At 73.1% G+C, this 13,323-nt stretch carries 13 protein-coding genes; 5 read left to right on the forward strand and 8 right to left on the reverse strand.

All coding sequences use genetic code 11. The annotated features are described in order from the left end of the window. Positions 1–40: 40 nt before the first annotated feature. Positions 41–385 carry a hypothetical protein gene (locus tag AB0J67_RS16415; protein ID WP_363482604.1) on the reverse strand — a complete coding sequence of 115 codons (345 nt, stop codon included), beginning with the start codon at positions 383–385 and terminating at the stop codon, positions 41–43. 172 nt (positions 386–557) lie between these two features. Here AB0J67_RS16415 and AB0J67_RS16420 point away from each other — a divergent pair, with 172 nt between their 5' ends. Next, entirely contained in the window at positions 558–1,334 is a 777-nt protein-coding gene (locus tag AB0J67_RS16420; protein WP_363482607.1) for a hypothetical protein, read from the forward strand. Between the two features lie 82 nt (positions 1,335–1,416). On the opposite strand, the gene AB0J67_RS16425 is transcribed toward AB0J67_RS16420, so the two are convergent. Together AB0J67_RS16425 and AB0J67_RS16430 are read right to left on the reverse strand one after the other, a co-directional pair. Continuing rightward, the gene (locus tag AB0J67_RS16425) at positions 1,417–1,635 is read right to left on the reverse strand and encodes a DUF397 domain-containing protein (protein WP_363482709.1); all 219 of its coding nucleotides are present in this window, start codon (positions 1,633–1,635) and stop codon (positions 1,417–1,419) included. After that, complete coding sequence (locus AB0J67_RS16430) at positions 1,605–2,489, reverse strand: helix-turn-helix transcriptional regulator (RefSeq protein ID WP_363482610.1); 885 nt, start codon at positions 2,487–2,489, stop codon at positions 1,605–1,607. The genes AB0J67_RS16425 and AB0J67_RS16430 overlap by 31 nt, the downstream gene beginning before the upstream one ends. Before the next feature lie 380 nt (positions 2,490–2,869). On the opposite strand from AB0J67_RS16430, the gene AB0J67_RS16435 reads away from it, so the two are divergent. Then, positions 2,870–3,184 carry a hypothetical protein gene (locus tag AB0J67_RS16435; protein WP_363482613.1) on the forward strand — a complete coding sequence of 105 codons (315 nt, stop codon included), beginning with the start codon at positions 2,870–2,872 and terminating at the stop codon, positions 3,182–3,184. A 325-nt stretch (positions 3,185–3,509) separates the two neighbouring features. Continuing rightward, positions 3,510–3,731 carry a hypothetical protein gene (locus tag AB0J67_RS16440; protein WP_363482616.1) on the forward strand — a complete coding sequence of 74 codons (222 nt, stop codon included), beginning with the start codon at positions 3,510–3,512 and terminating at the stop codon, positions 3,729–3,731. A gap of 62 nt (positions 3,732–3,793) precedes the next feature. Here the strand turns inward: AB0J67_RS16440 and AB0J67_RS16445 are convergent, their stop codons facing one another. Beyond that, positions 3,794–4,822 (reverse strand): PASTA domain-containing protein, encoded by a 1,029-nt coding sequence (locus AB0J67_RS16445; protein WP_363482619.1) that lies wholly within the window; start codon positions 4,820–4,822, stop codon positions 3,794–3,796. Positions 4,823–4,901: 79 nt separating this feature from the next. Then, complete coding sequence (locus AB0J67_RS16450) at positions 4,902–5,591, reverse strand: PASTA domain-containing protein (protein WP_363482622.1); 690 nt, start codon at positions 5,589–5,591, stop codon at positions 4,902–4,904. Between the two features lie 98 nt (positions 5,592–5,689). Between AB0J67_RS16450 and AB0J67_RS16455 the strand changes: the two genes are divergently transcribed. Continuing rightward, entirely contained in the window at positions 5,690–6,898 is a 1,209-nt protein-coding gene (locus AB0J67_RS16455; protein ID WP_363482624.1) for a hypothetical protein, read from the forward strand. A 70-nt stretch (positions 6,899–6,968) separates the two neighbouring features. Here the strand turns inward: AB0J67_RS16455 and AB0J67_RS16460 are convergent, their stop codons facing one another. Together AB0J67_RS16460 and AB0J67_RS16465 are read right to left on the reverse strand one after the other, a co-directional pair. Then, positions 6,969–8,168 (reverse strand): CapA family protein, encoded by a 1,200-nt coding sequence (locus AB0J67_RS16460; protein ID WP_363482626.1) that lies wholly within the window; start codon positions 8,166–8,168, stop codon positions 6,969–6,971. 53 nt (positions 8,169–8,221) lie between these two features. After that, entirely contained in the window at positions 8,222–9,697 is a 1,476-nt protein-coding gene (locus AB0J67_RS16465) for a glutamate-cysteine ligase family protein (protein WP_363482629.1), read from the reverse strand. Between the two features lie 157 nt (positions 9,698–9,854). On the opposite strand from AB0J67_RS16465, the gene AB0J67_RS16470 reads away from it, so the two are divergent. Continuing rightward, positions 9,855–10,328 (forward strand): MarR family transcriptional regulator, encoded by a 474-nt coding sequence (locus tag AB0J67_RS16470; RefSeq protein ID WP_363482631.1) that lies wholly within the window; start codon positions 9,855–9,857, stop codon positions 10,326–10,328. 311 nt (positions 10,329–10,639) lie between these two features. Here AB0J67_RS16470 and AB0J67_RS16475 read toward each other — a convergent pair whose 3' ends face one another. Beyond that, on the reverse strand, positions 10,640–13,084 hold the full coding sequence (locus tag AB0J67_RS16475; protein ID WP_363482633.1) for a helix-turn-helix domain-containing protein: 2,445 nt from the start codon (positions 13,082–13,084) through the stop codon (positions 10,640–10,642). Positions 13,085–13,323: the final 239 nt, after the last annotated feature.

Consider the following 13,323-nt stretch of genomic DNA (forward strand, 5'->3'; position numbering starts at 1 on the left):
GCACCGCCGCGCCCGCCCAGGCGGGCGCGGCGGCCGGAGTTCAGCGGTTGCGCTGGTAGATGAGGTCCAGCACGGACCGGGTGGCTTCGAACCAGCGGTTGAGCCACTCGGCGGTGGGCTGGGAGCCGCGGGGCGGCAGTTCGAGCAGCAGGCCGCGCAGCAGCGGGTGGTCCACCAGCGAGGCGGCGGGCACGTCGAGCCAGCTCGGCGAGTTGAAGGACTGCTCGCTGAAGCCCTCCAGCGCGAGCGCCTGCAGCGGGCCCGGGCCCGGCTCGAGCAGGGTGTCGCCCGGCAGCTGCGCCCGATCCTGGTCGCGCTCGCGGTCGCGCAGGATCCGGTCGCGGTTGCTGGGGCTGGCGTTCTGGCTGGGCACGTGCTCAGGCATCGTCATCTCGTCCTACCCGGTCGGCGCGTTACGCGGTGTGGTGATCCCGCCGTCTGATACAACGACCGCAGCGGAGTGCAGGCGACGGTCAACCCGCGGCCGTCACTGCATGTGTTGCTTGCGTGACTAAGCGCAAGCTAACCAGTTGTGCATCACGTGCGGGGGAACCACCATGGCCGCTGAACCGGCGTCCACACCACTGCCGTCGCAGGTCACTGCGGCGCAGCTCATCGGCGAGCTCAGCCGGCTCGTCCGGCAACTGCCGTGCCCGCACTGCGGCGAGGGAGCCGCGCCCGATGTGGCGCGTACGCCGTCGCAGTCGCTGGTGCCGGCCGCCCGGGAGCCGTACGACGACGCGGCCCCGCCCGATCCGCTGGACGAGATCGACGACGAGGAGCGCTGGCTGTGGCGCCTGGTCGAGGAGGCGGAGCGGGTGTCCGCGGCGGCGCCGCCCGGCCCTGACCCGCGGCAGGTCGCGCTCGCCGAGCAGCGCTGCCAGGAGGCGTACGACGCCGAGCAGAAGGTGCACGCCCGCATCCAGGCGACGCAGGCGGCGCTCGCCCAGCCGTCCTCCTGGCTGCGGCCCCGGCACCGCGCCGCGCTGGTCCGCCACCTGCGGGAGGACCGGGCCGCGGCAGTGCTCACGGCGATCCAGCGGGGGCGCATCGAGGAGATCCGGGGCCGGCTGCGCGACGTGGCCGCGCGCCGGGCGGCCTACCTGGCCGCGCACCGCACCACGCTGGAGGCGGGCCGGAACGCCAGTGGCGAGCTGATCCGGGTGCTCGACGACCTGATCGACCGGTACTCGCGGATGCCGCAGCCGCCGGCCTGGTTCCGGTTCGGCCTGGACTTCCCGCCCGAGCCGGGCACGCGCCGGGAGTGGCTGCAGCACGCCCGGGAGGCGATGACCGAGCGGCGCCGGGCGGCGCTGCACCGGCTGGTCCTCTGACAGCGGAGGACCCCTCCGGCGCCGTCGGGGCGGCGCGCGGAGGGGTCCCCGTCTGCTGTCCAGAGCTGTCCTCGGGGTGACCTCAGAGGTCGAACTCCCCGTCCTTCGCACCGTCCACAAACGCATCCCACTCGTCCGGCGTGAAGATCAGTGCCGGTCCGGTGGGGTTCTTGGAGTCACGGAGGGCTACCGCACCACCGACAAACGCGACTTCAACGCAGTTGTCGCAGTTCGGCCCACTCCGGGTGCTCTTGTACCAACGCGCTTGACTCAGATCGACTCGAAACCCCTTGGTCTCGATTTCCATAGTGGCTCCTCCGCCAGTTGTGCGATCAGCTCGGCGGACTCCTCGGGGCTCAACGCAGCCCTATGGATGTTCTCGAAGATCCTGGCGTACTTCTGCAGTTCGTCGTTCTTTTCGAGGAAGAGTCCCCCGGTCGCATTCTCCGCGTAAACGACGTCGGAGTCACCCTGTTCGGGAAACTCCAGGATCGCGAAAGTACCGTCCATACCGGCATGTGAGCCGCGTTCGAACGGCAACACCAAAATGGTCACGTTCTGCCACGAAGCCGCTTCGGCAAGTAGCCGCAATTGGGCTCGCATGACCGTGTCGCCGCCGACGGGGCGGCTCAGCACCGACTCATCGAGCACCACCTGAAACCTGATCGCATCGTCTTGTCGCGTGAGCAACGATTGGCGGGCCATCCGGACACGGACGCGATTCATGACATCTTCGTCGTTCCAGTCCGGCTGGGCTCCGCGGATCATCGCCTCGGCGTACTCGGCCGTCTGCAGCAGGCCGGGGACGACCTGCTGCTCATACGCCCGAATGGAACTCGCCGCGGCCTCCAGCCCGACGTAGGCACCCACCAGCACGCTGCTGTACGGGTGCCACCAGCCTTTCTGCCTCGCCTCCTTCGCGATCTCCACGAGCACGTCCACCTCGTCGGCCGGCGTGCTGTAGATCGTCAACATGTCGCGAACGTCGCGACTGGTCACCGAGCTGTGCCCGGTCTCGATACGCGAGATCTTGGACTGGGAGCACTCCATCCTCTCGGCGACGAACTCCAGCGTGATACCGGCGTTCTCCCGCCGTTTCCGCAGCTCGGCACCGAGCCTTCGGCGACGCACGGTCGGGCTCTGTCGGGTTGTCACGGCGCACCTCCGCGACGCACGTCGGCGGGGACACGACGTCTGCCCCCGCCCAGTGAATTGGGTATGTCGTGTTGGGAGTCTGCTCCGACGATCGGCGAATCTTCAACCGGCCGAACGCACAGAGGGTGCGACACGGCATCACCGGAAGGTCTGCTCACAGCTTGTCATATACCGGACGAACGACACTAGTTGCATCAGCAGTTTGCAACTTGCATTCGGCAAAGTCTTCCGGCACAGTGTCTGTTATGGCCCCGGCTGTGCTGATCTTCCGTTTTCATGATCACGCACAGTGGGCGGAGCTTCACCTCTAGCGTTCAACGAGCGACACCCGAATACGTGTTGTCCAGCGATCGGTACGACGGACAGAAGCAGGAGACAAGGTGACTCCCCAAGCCGGCGACATCCTCCACGTCACCCGTGAAGCCAGCGTCCAGTTCCTGCGCCCGATGATGTTCCGGGTGATCCGCGTGCACGACTGGCCGACCTACGAGGGCTGGGTCTGGCTGGACGGATACCAGCTCAACGCCGCCGGTGACGCGGTGGAGCGCCGCTCGATCTTCGTGCAGCGCGCCGGCCTGCGCATCGTTCCGGACAACAGCGCCGCCGCCCGGGCCCGCACCGCGCCGGCCCGCGACAGCCAGCGCCCCGCGCTGAGCCGCCCGCACCTGCGCCCGGCGACCGCCGGCATCCGCTGAGGATTTCTCGCGATCCGGCCCGGCCGGGGCCGACACCGGCCTACGCTCGAAGAACCCTGGTTGAACGACGGTAGCGACTCGCCCGGCCGGCTGTGGTCGCAGGCGGCCGCGACGAGTCCCTATCGTCTGCGGAACATGGCCCGTCCCGGTGCGTGCGCCCCGTGACCTCACCATGTTCCAACCCTCGCGTGGCACGGCACCCGCTCACCCGGGAGACGGCGCTATGGAGAACCGAACCATCGCCTCTGGACCCGGTTCCAGGGCGACAGTTCCACATCGGCCCCACCGGCTGGCCGCACTGTGCGGTGCGGCACTGGCAGCGGCGTTGTTCACGCCGGTGCCGGCGACGGCCGGGGTGACCGAGGGCAGGGCCGCAACGGCAGCGGCCGCGCCCGCCGCGCAGCAGGCAGCGCCGCCTGCCGCATTCGTCGAACACACCGTGCCGAGCGAGCTGCTGGCAAAGTCGCTCATCTCGACCGGCATGATCGGTATCGGACTCGCCCTGGGCGGGATCGTCATCGTGTCCTACCGGCGCCGCCAGTGGTGACGGCTCCACTCCACAGCCGAAGGCCCGTCCCGCAGGTGCGGAACGGGCCTTCGGCTGTCGGCTCACTCGGACGGGCTGGGGCTCGGCTCCTCCGGGCTCGGGCTCGGCTCCGGCTCCGGTGACGGGCTGGGCGGAGCGACGGCGATCACGATCACCACGGTCTCCCCCTGCTCCAGCTCGGTGCCCGGCTCGGGTTCGGCGTCGATGACCGTGCCCGGATCGGCCTCGTCGCTCTGGCGCAGCTCGATCTGGGGGTTCAGGCCCAGCGCGCTCAGCGCGTCGATCGCCTCCTGCTCGGTCATGCCGATCAGGTCGCCCGGCACCGCGACCCGGCTGGCCACCGGCGAGGGCGTCGGCGACGGGCTGGGCGCGGCGCTGGTCGGCGCGGCCGTGGTCAGTTCGGGGGTCGGCGACGCGCTCGGCTCCGGCGCGGGCCCGGAGCCGCGCAGCGCGAACCATGCCCCGACCCCGAACAGGACGAGCAGCAGCAGCGCGATGCCGGCGATGATCAGGGGCGCCCGCCAGGTGCGCTCGCCCTCGGTGTACTCGATGCCCGGCGGCGGCGGTGTCGCGCCGCGCACCGGCCCGCTCTCCCGGCTCGGCACGCCCGCCCGGCCGGTCCAGACGTCCTGCGGCGGCATGACCGAGGTCCGGTCGTCCGGTGCCGCGCCGTAGGGGTCCGCGGGCGGTCCACCGTAGGGCGGGGGCGGCGGCGGCATGGGCGGCCCGCCGTAGGGCGGCAGCACCGAGGTCCGCTCGTCATCCGGGCCGCCGACGGGCGGCAGCGCGCTCGTCCGCTCGTCGTCCGGGCCGCCGGCCGGCGGCATCGCCCGGGTCCGGTCGTCGTCCGGGGGCACGGCACCGTACGGCGGCAGCGCCGAGGTGGGCTGGTCGCCGCCGCCCAGCACGGCCGTGGGTTCGTCGCCGTACCCGCCGCCCGGCAGCCGGGTCGTCGGCTCGTCGCCGAGCCGTGCCTGGTCCGAGGGCTCCTCGTCCGGGCGGTCGGCGGGCAGGCGGGTGGTCTCGTCGGGCGGAGTCGGCTCGGAGCCGGGCTCGCCCGACGTCTCCCGGTCATCGTGCGCATCGGACATGCTGCCGTCCTACCACGTCGGCCGGACGGTCACACCTCACCAGGTCGCGTGGCGTGCCGGGGGCGCGCCACGCGCCGGGTCAGCCCGCGGCGGGCGACGGCGACTCGGGGGTGCCGCAGGTCAGCTCGACCGGGTCGTTCCAGGCGACCTCCTGGTCCTTCGGGATCGAGGTCGCCAGCACCGTGCCCGAGCGCCGCCCCTCGGCGTAACGGCTGATCCGCAGCCCCTCCTCGACCAGCTTCTTGGCACCGTCGGTGCAGGACAGGCCGACGAGGTCCGGCATCGGGAAGCGGTAGTGCGGTCCGGCGACGTACAGCGTCACCGACGTGCCCCGCCGCACCTCGTGGCCGGCCACCGGGACGGTGCTGATCACGGTGCCGTGCGGGGCCTCGCTCTGCTCGTCGAACTCGACCTTCACCGACACCCCGAACTGCTTCATGAGCTCGGTCCGGGCGACCCGGAAGTCGTGTGTCAGCAGGTCGGGCATGGTCGGGTTCGCCCCGCCGCCCTCGGTCGGGCTGGGCTCGGACGTGGGTGAGGGCAGCTCGGTCGGCGACGCGTCCGGGCTGGCCGGGGCGGACACCGACGGGCTGGCGCTGGCCTGCGCCTCGGGCTCGCCGCCGGGGCCCGCGACGTACCATCCGATCGCGAGCCCGGCGACGGCGAGCAGCACCGTCGCGGTCGCCAGCAGCGCGATCGTGCCGGGGCTGAACCCGCGTGATGGCTGCGACGACGTCATCGGCGCCGTCTCCTGCCACGGGTCGGTCATGATGGTCTCCTCTTTCGGGGTACGCCCGGCGAACGCTACGCCGCAACGAGAGTAAACCGTTCACACGAACCGCCCTCGCATTGCTATACGCTCGCGTCATGTCTTCTCAGGGCCCGGGTACGAGGCTGGGGCTGGGCGCGGTGGTGATCGCCGCCGGAGTCGCGGCCGCCGCCGGAGCAGCACAGCTGGGCATCGGCTACGGCCTCGGGGTCTTCTCCTGGGTGCCGACGGTCGGTGGATCCGGCGAAGCCGCCTGGCTGGCGAGTCTGGCCTGGACGGTATGGATTTCCGCCGTGTCGGTGGTGCTGGGTGCCGTGGTGGCCGACCGGTTCGGCGTGCCGGCCGCCCAGCCGTCGACGGCCGTGCGCGCGCTGCGCCGCACCGCGCTGGCCGTCGCCGCCGCGGTGGGCGGGCTGCTCGTGGTCGCGCTGACCGCGGTGCCCGCGCGGGTCGCCGAGCGGGCCGACACCTTCGCGCCGCACGTGATCGTCGGCGGCTACGCCATCGCGGGGGTGCTGATCGGCCTGTTCGTCGCGGTCGCGGCGCTGGTCGCCCGCGCGATCGCCGCGAACGTCCTGGCCACCGGCGGCTGGCTGTGGCTGCTGGCCGTGACCGCGGCCGTGGACGGCATCGCGGCCGGCCGCGAGCCGGTCGTCGCGCAGCTCGGCGTGTGGCCGGTGACCGCCGACGGCCCCTGGTTCCGCAGTCTCTACCTGCCCGGCGCGGCGATCGCCGCCGTCTCGGCGCTGCTGATCGGTTTCCTGGCCGCGCTGCCGGCGGTGCGCCGCCGGGACGGGCAGGCCGGCGTGGTGCTGTCCGGCGCGGCCGGTCCGGCGCTGGTCGCGCTCGCCTACCTGCTGGCCGCGCCGAAGCTCACCGGCGTGGCTCCCGAGCAGCTGTCGGCCCACCTGGTCGCGCCGTACGCCGTGGTCACCGGGCTCATCGGCGCGGTGCTGGCGCAGTTGCTGGCCGGGCCGCGCCGCCCGCGCGCGCCGAAGCCGGTCGCCGCCGCGCCCGCGCCGTCGCCGGAGCCCGCCTTCGCCGACCTCACCGCTCCCCTGGCCGTGCCCGCGCAGCCGGTGCCCGCACAGCCCGCGGCCGCCTCCGGCGCGCGCAGCGGCCGGGCCACCGGCACCGCGGCGGTCCCGCAGCCGGCCGCCGACCGGGACACCGCCCAGGCCGCGGTGCCCGCCCCGGAGACGGCGGAGCCGCCGACCGCGGACAGCGCTGCGGCCGCGAAGGCCGACCGGCCGGCACCCACCCCGCCGAAGAACGGCCCGCGCCAGGGCCGCCCCCGGAAGGGCTGACCCCCGATCTCCTGAGCGAAGCCCCGTTCGCGCTGTCCCGGCAGCGCACGGGGCTTCGCCCGTCCGCGGGTCAGCGCAGCACGGCCAGGCCCGCGCTGCCGGCGCCGCGCGAGCGCAGCACCCGGTACGACCGGGCGCCGCTGGCCCGGCACGCGGGCTGCCGGACGGCCGGGCAGGCCGAGACCAGCAGCAGCCGCGCCGGACCGTCGTTGAGCTGCATGAACGTCGGCAACGCGGCGACCCGGGTCACCGTGAACCGGCCCGGCGCGGTCTCCGTGAACGTGAACCGGCTGATCACCCCGTCCCGGGTCTCGTTCGAGAAACCCTGGTACGAGATGTGGTTGCCCATCCCGTAGGCCACCCAGCGGCCGTTGATCCGCTCGAACGGCTGCACCACGTGCGCGTGGTGCCCGAGGATCAGGTCGATCGCGCCGTCGCCCAGCAGCTGCTTGGCGACGGAGACCTGCTGCGAGTTCGGGCGGTGCTGGTACTCGGTGCCCCAGTGGATGGACACGATCACCACCTCGGCCCCGGCGGCGCGGGCGCGGCGGGCCGCCTGCTGCACGCGCTTCGGCTCCAGGTAGTTGACCAGCCACTCCTTGCCCTTGGGGCGCGGGATGCCGTTGAACGAGAAGCTGTAGGACAGCAGCGCGACCCGCACGCCGCGCACGGTCATGATCTGCGGGACGCTCTGCTCGGCCCGGCTGCGCGCCATGCCGGTGTGCCGGATCCCGGCCGCGTCCAGCACGTCGAGGGTGCGCCGGATCCCGGCCGCGCCGCCGTCGAGGGAGTGGTTGGACGCGGTCGAGCAGGCGTCGTACCCGGTCTGCTTGAGCGCGGGCACGATCTGCGGCGGCACCTTGAACGTCGGATACCCGGTGAACGGGCCGCGCGCGGTGCCCAGCGGCGTCTCCAGGTGGCAGATGGCCAGGTCGGCGGACTCGATCACCGGGCGCACCCCGCGCAGCATCGGCGCGAAGTCGTAGCCGTGCCCGCCCGCGTCGCGCTGCGCCTGCTTCCACAACCCGTTGTGCAGCAGCACGTCGCCGCTGCCCACCACGGTGAAGGTGCGCGGGGTGGCGGCCGCGCCCGCGGACGGGGCCGGCTTCGGCACCGGCACGGTCGCCGCGGGCAGCACCTGTGGCGGCTCGGGCGGTGCGCCGCCGCCGGACAGGACGGGCGTCAGCGCCACCGCCGTCATCGCGGCGAGCAGCGCCGCCATGCTGACGGGCAGCGCCCGAGTCTCCGCATTCCCCCGTTGACCGATCACGGCGTGCACGCTCCCTGACATCGACGGATCACGCCATCAGCTGTTGGGTGGAGTCACCCGACCGGCCACGTGTGCACGGGCTCGTTGCTGCGCTGCAGCTCCGCGTAGCGCCCGACCATGACGCGCAGCGCCGCGGGCCGGGTGGCGCCGGCGGCCTCCAGCGCGCGGACCGTCTCGACCTGCCAGGTGGAACCGGTCTGGCCGGTGAGGCAGCGCTGCTCGATGATGCCGAGCAGCCGGTCGCGCTGGGCCGGGTCGACCCCGAAGCGGTCCAGGCCCTCGGCGGCGCGCGGCAGCAGCACCTCCAGGACCAGGTCGGTCACCCGGATCTCGCCGATCCGCGGCCACCAGACCGGGGCGAGGATGCCACGGCGCGACGCGGCGTGGAAGTTGTCCTGCGCCACGCTGAACGGCAGCTGTGTCCAGAGCGGACGGTCGTCCTCGACCAGCGCGCGCACCAGGCCGAAGTACAGGGCGCCGTTGGCCAGCATGTCGACCACGGTCGGGCCGGCGGGCAGGACGCGGTTCTCCACCCGCAGGTGCGGCCGGCCGCCCATGATGTCGTACACGGGCCGGTTCCAGCGGTAGATGGTGCCGTTGTGCAGGCGCAGCTCGCCGAGCCGGGGCACGCCGCCGGTGCGCAGCACCTCCGCCGGGTCCTCCTCCTCGGCGATCGGCAGCAGTGGCGGGAAGTAGCGGACGTTCTCCTCGAACAGGTCGAATATCGAGGTGACCCAGCGCTCGCCGAACCACACGCGCGGGCGGACGCCCTGGGCCTTGAGCTCGTCCGGGCGGGTGTCGGTGGCCTGCTCGAACAGCGCGATCCGGGTCTCCGACCAGAGCTGGTGCCCGAACAGGTACGGCGAGTTCGAGCCGACGGCCACCTGCACGCCCGCGATGACCTGCGAGGCGTTCCAGTACGCCGCGAAGTCGGCGGGCGAGACCTGCAGGTGGAACTGCAGGCTGGTGCAGGCCGCCTCGGGGGCGATGGAGTCGGTGCGGATGCGCAGCCGGTCGGCGCCGCGGATGTCGACGCCGATCTGCTCGCCCCGGGCGGCGAGGATCTCCTCGTTGAGCGCGCGGTAGCGGCCGTTGGTGGACAGGTTCTCGGTCACCGTGTGGTCGGTGGTGAGGGTCGGCAGGATGCCGATGGTGAGCAGCGCCGCGTCGTGTTTGCGGGCGTGGGTGTCGGCCCGGCGCAGGCTCTCGATGATCTGCTCCTCGTAGCCCGCCAGGCCGTCGCCGGAGATGAGCCGCGGCGGCACGTTCAGCTCCAGATTGAACCGTCCCAGCTCGGTCTGGAAGTACTGGTCGTTGAGGTCGCGCAGCACCTCCTCGTTGACCATGGCGGGCAGGTGGTCGGCGTCCACCAGGTTCAGCTCTATCTCCAACCCGGTCATCTGATGGTCGGCGTCGAAGTCGAAGTCGTTGAGCATCAACGCGAACACATCCAGGCAGCGACGCACCTTTTGGCGGTAGTGCTCCCGCTCCTGGCGGGTGAACGTGTGCAGCGCAACGTCCTTGCCCATGGGCCCTCCCCGACGCACGGTGACCAAACGAACCCTCAGAGTACGTTTGCCGGACGACAGTCGTATCGGGTGGTCGTCCCGATTGGCACACCCGCTGTCCCACTCCTCGGGATGCGAAGGGCAACAAATGTGCCAACCCCCCATATACGATGCGCAAATGGAGCTACTCGACGATTCGAGGCTCACCGCCATGGGCCTTCTGACCGAGGCGTACACCAGCCTCATCACTCTCTGCGCGGAGCAGTTCGCCGCGCACGGCCTGGCACCTGTCGAGTTCGAAGTGCTGCTGCGTCTGGCCCGGTCCCCCGGACACCGGCTGCGCATGACCGACCTGTCACGACAGACGTCCATGAGCACGAGCGGCGTAACCCGCATGATCGACCGGCTGGAGCGGGAAACCCTGGTGTGCAGGGTCCCGTGCGACACCGACCGTCGCAGCTCGTACGCCGCGATCACCCCCAAGGGCCTGGCCCGCCTGCGGGAAACCGTCCCCGGCCACCTGGAACTCCTTGACGAATGGCTCATCGGTCCCCTCACCCAGCGCCAGTTGCAGGGCCTGCTCGTCGGCCTGCGAGTGGTGCGCGACGCGGTCCGTCCCGACGCCACCGTGGGCGTCGAGGACCGGCGATGACCGCAGCGAGTTCCCCTGATCCCCCCATCGCCGCAGCACCTGTGCTGCCTGCGGCAGAACCGGCGGCAGAACTGCCGAAGCTCCGCCAGAAAGGACACTCAAAGCCGCAAAGCGTATGAAGCGGGCTGCTAGCGTCATGGCCCTGTGGGAGGACGGCCCAGCCGACCTTTTCACGGGGGCTGCATCGGCGCGGGCGGAGACGGCGGGGGGCGCGGCACGCCAAGGCGGGTCGCGGAAGGGACATCATCCGTCGGGGGGCCGCCCGCGCCGAACCCAGCAGATCACCCGACCGGCGCGCAGATGCCGCGCGGTCAGCTCCCGGCCAGCAGCTCCCGCTCACGCGCGGTGAGCACGATGCCGGTCGACTCCTGCAGCTCCCGCAGCCGGGCCCGCACCGGCGCCGGATCGTCGCTCGTCACGGCCAAGCCCACCAGCGCCTCGGCCATGTCCCGCTGATCGGTCGTGCCGTCCGACCGCCGCGCGGCGGCGGCGTACCAGGAGGCCGCGAGCGTGCGCTGGCCGCGCTGCCAGGCCAGCGTCGCCTCGATCATCGCGCAGTCCCAGTCCTCCTCCGGCATCACCGCCACGACGTCCGGCTCCGGCTCGTCAGGCAGCTGGGTCCGGATGTCGGCGAGCGCCTTCTCCGCCTCCTCCAGCCGGCCGCCCAGCGCGTACGCCAGGCCGACCAGCCCGAGCAGCCGGCGCCGCTCGCCCGGGTTGCCCACGTCCGCGAGCATCTCCGCGGCCTGCAGTCCCACCCGCACCGACTCGTCGAAGCGGCCGTCCAGGCGCAGCACCTCGGCGAGGTTGGCGCGGGCCAGCGCCCGCAGCTTGTGCTCGCCGGAGCGCGCCGACAGCCGGTCCACCGCGGCCAGGCGCCGCTGCGCCGCGGCCAGGTCGGCCACCCGCAGGTCGTGCCAGATCAGGTTGTGCTGGGCCACGGCCATGTCGCGCACCCGCCCGGTGCGGGTGGCCAGGGCCAGGCTCGCCTCCCCGTGGCGGCGGGCGTCGTCGTACGCGCCGGTGCCCTGGTGCACGGCCTGCAGCACGGCCCGCGCCGCGAGCTCCCCGGTGACGTCGCCGACCAGCAGGAACGCGGACAGGGCGGCATCGCCGCGCGCCACCTCGGCCGGCCCGGCCCCGTGCTCGGCCGCCAGCTGCAGCACGCCGAGGCTCGCCCAGGCCCGCACCGCCGGGTCGGCGTCGGCCGTGCGCGGGTCGTCGAGCAGCCGCAGCAGCCACTGCCGGCCCTGCTGGTCCCTGCCCCGGAAGCGCCACCAGCGGGGCAGCTGGGAGGCCAGGCACAGGGCGGTGTGCGGATCGTGCTCGGCCGAGTGGGCCAGCGCCGCCCACAGGTCGCTGGCCACGTCGTCGAGCCGGGCGACCGCCGAGGCGAGGGTCGCCCCCGTCATCGCGGGCGCGTTGCGGGCCGCGAACCGCGCGAACACCACGGCGTGCTGCCGCCGCGCCCCGGCCAGCTCCCCGGCCACCTCCGCCTGCTCGGCGGCGTACTCCTTCACGACATCCAGCAGCACGAAGCGGAACGCACCGGAGCCGCGCACCTGCACCAGGCCCAGCTCGACCAGGCGCTCCAGCACGGGCACCACGTCGACCTGCGGCCCGAGCAGCTCCTCGGCCAGCTCGACCGACCACCGGTAGCCGAACACGGACAGCCGCCGCAGCGCCTCCCGCTGCGCGGGCTCCAGCAGCCGGTAGCTCGCCGTCACCACGTCGCGCAGGGTCACCAGCGCCGGTGACGCCGCGACGTCGGCGCTGCCCAGCTCCAGCAGGCGGTTGCCGTACCGGGCGAGCATCTCGGCGGGGTCGAGCACGCGGCCGCGCGCCGCCGCCAGCTCGATCGCCAGGGGCAGCCCACCGAGCCGGCGCACCAGGGTGACCAGGGCGTCCACCTCGACGTCGGCGGGCGAGCGGCGCACCTGGCGCCAGCGCGCGAGGAACAGCGCGCTGGCCGGGTGGCGCTCGGCCTCCGCCATCGTGCGCACCCCCGGGGGCGGCAGGGCCAGCGGGCCCACCGGCCACACCTGCTCACCGGCCGGGCCGAGCGGGGCCCGCGCCGAGGCCAGCACGCGCAGCATGGGCGCCTGCGCCAGGAGCTCGGTCAGCACGGCCGTGCAGGCCTCCGGCGAACGGTCCACCGCGTCGACCATCAGCAGCACCGGCTGCTCCAGCCGGGCGGCCAGCTCGGCGGGGCGGCTCACCGCGAGCACCGCGCAGATCACGTCGCGCAGGTCGTTGGCCGTGTCCCCGGCGGCAACGCTGATCGCGGCGGCCCCGGCCAGGAAGTGCGGCTGCGCCCGGTGCGCCACGGTCAGCGCGAGCACGCTCTTGCCCACCCCCGCCAGCCCCACCAGCGTGGTCAGGCCGGGCCGGGCGACCACCTGGGCCAGCAGCGCGTCGATCTCGTCGGCCCGCCCGAACAGGTCGGGCGGCGTGGGCAGGTGGAACGTGGCGGGCCGCGCGGGCGGCAGGGCCTGCCCGCGGGCGGCGGCGTGGAACTCCGCCAGCGCCTCGCCGACCAGCCCGAGCGCCCCGGCCAGCAGCTCCACCGTGCTGCGCTGGGGCCGGGCGGCCCGGCCGTGCTCCAGGTCCCGGACCGTACGCACGCCCAGCCCGGCCCGCGCGGCGAGCTCCGACTGGGTCAGCCGCGCGGTGTCCCGGTGGGCGCGCAGGAGCGCGCTGAAGGAGGCCGCCGATTCGTCGGCGGCCTCGGCAGGAACCGGGTGACCTGGGGCCATGGCCGCAAAGACTATCTACCCGACACCGAACGTGGGAGTGCAGCGTCTACTTTTTGGCCAAGGCCCGGCAGGTGACCGGGATCACGTCTCCCACCTCGTCCGACTGCGTCTCCACGTCTGCTCGTCACCGGGTGCTCGGACGCGCTGACGGTCGTGCGGCGCAGCGCGTACGTCGGCGTGGTCGTCGACCACGGCTGGGAGGGCGAGCCGACGCGCAGCGCGGCCATCCTCGACGCCAT

It is taken from the genome of Catellatospora sp. NPDC049609, from assembly GCF_040675365.1.
In the GTDB taxonomy this organism is placed as follows: Bacteria; Actinomycetota; Actinomycetes; order Mycobacteriales; family Micromonosporaceae; genus Catellatospora.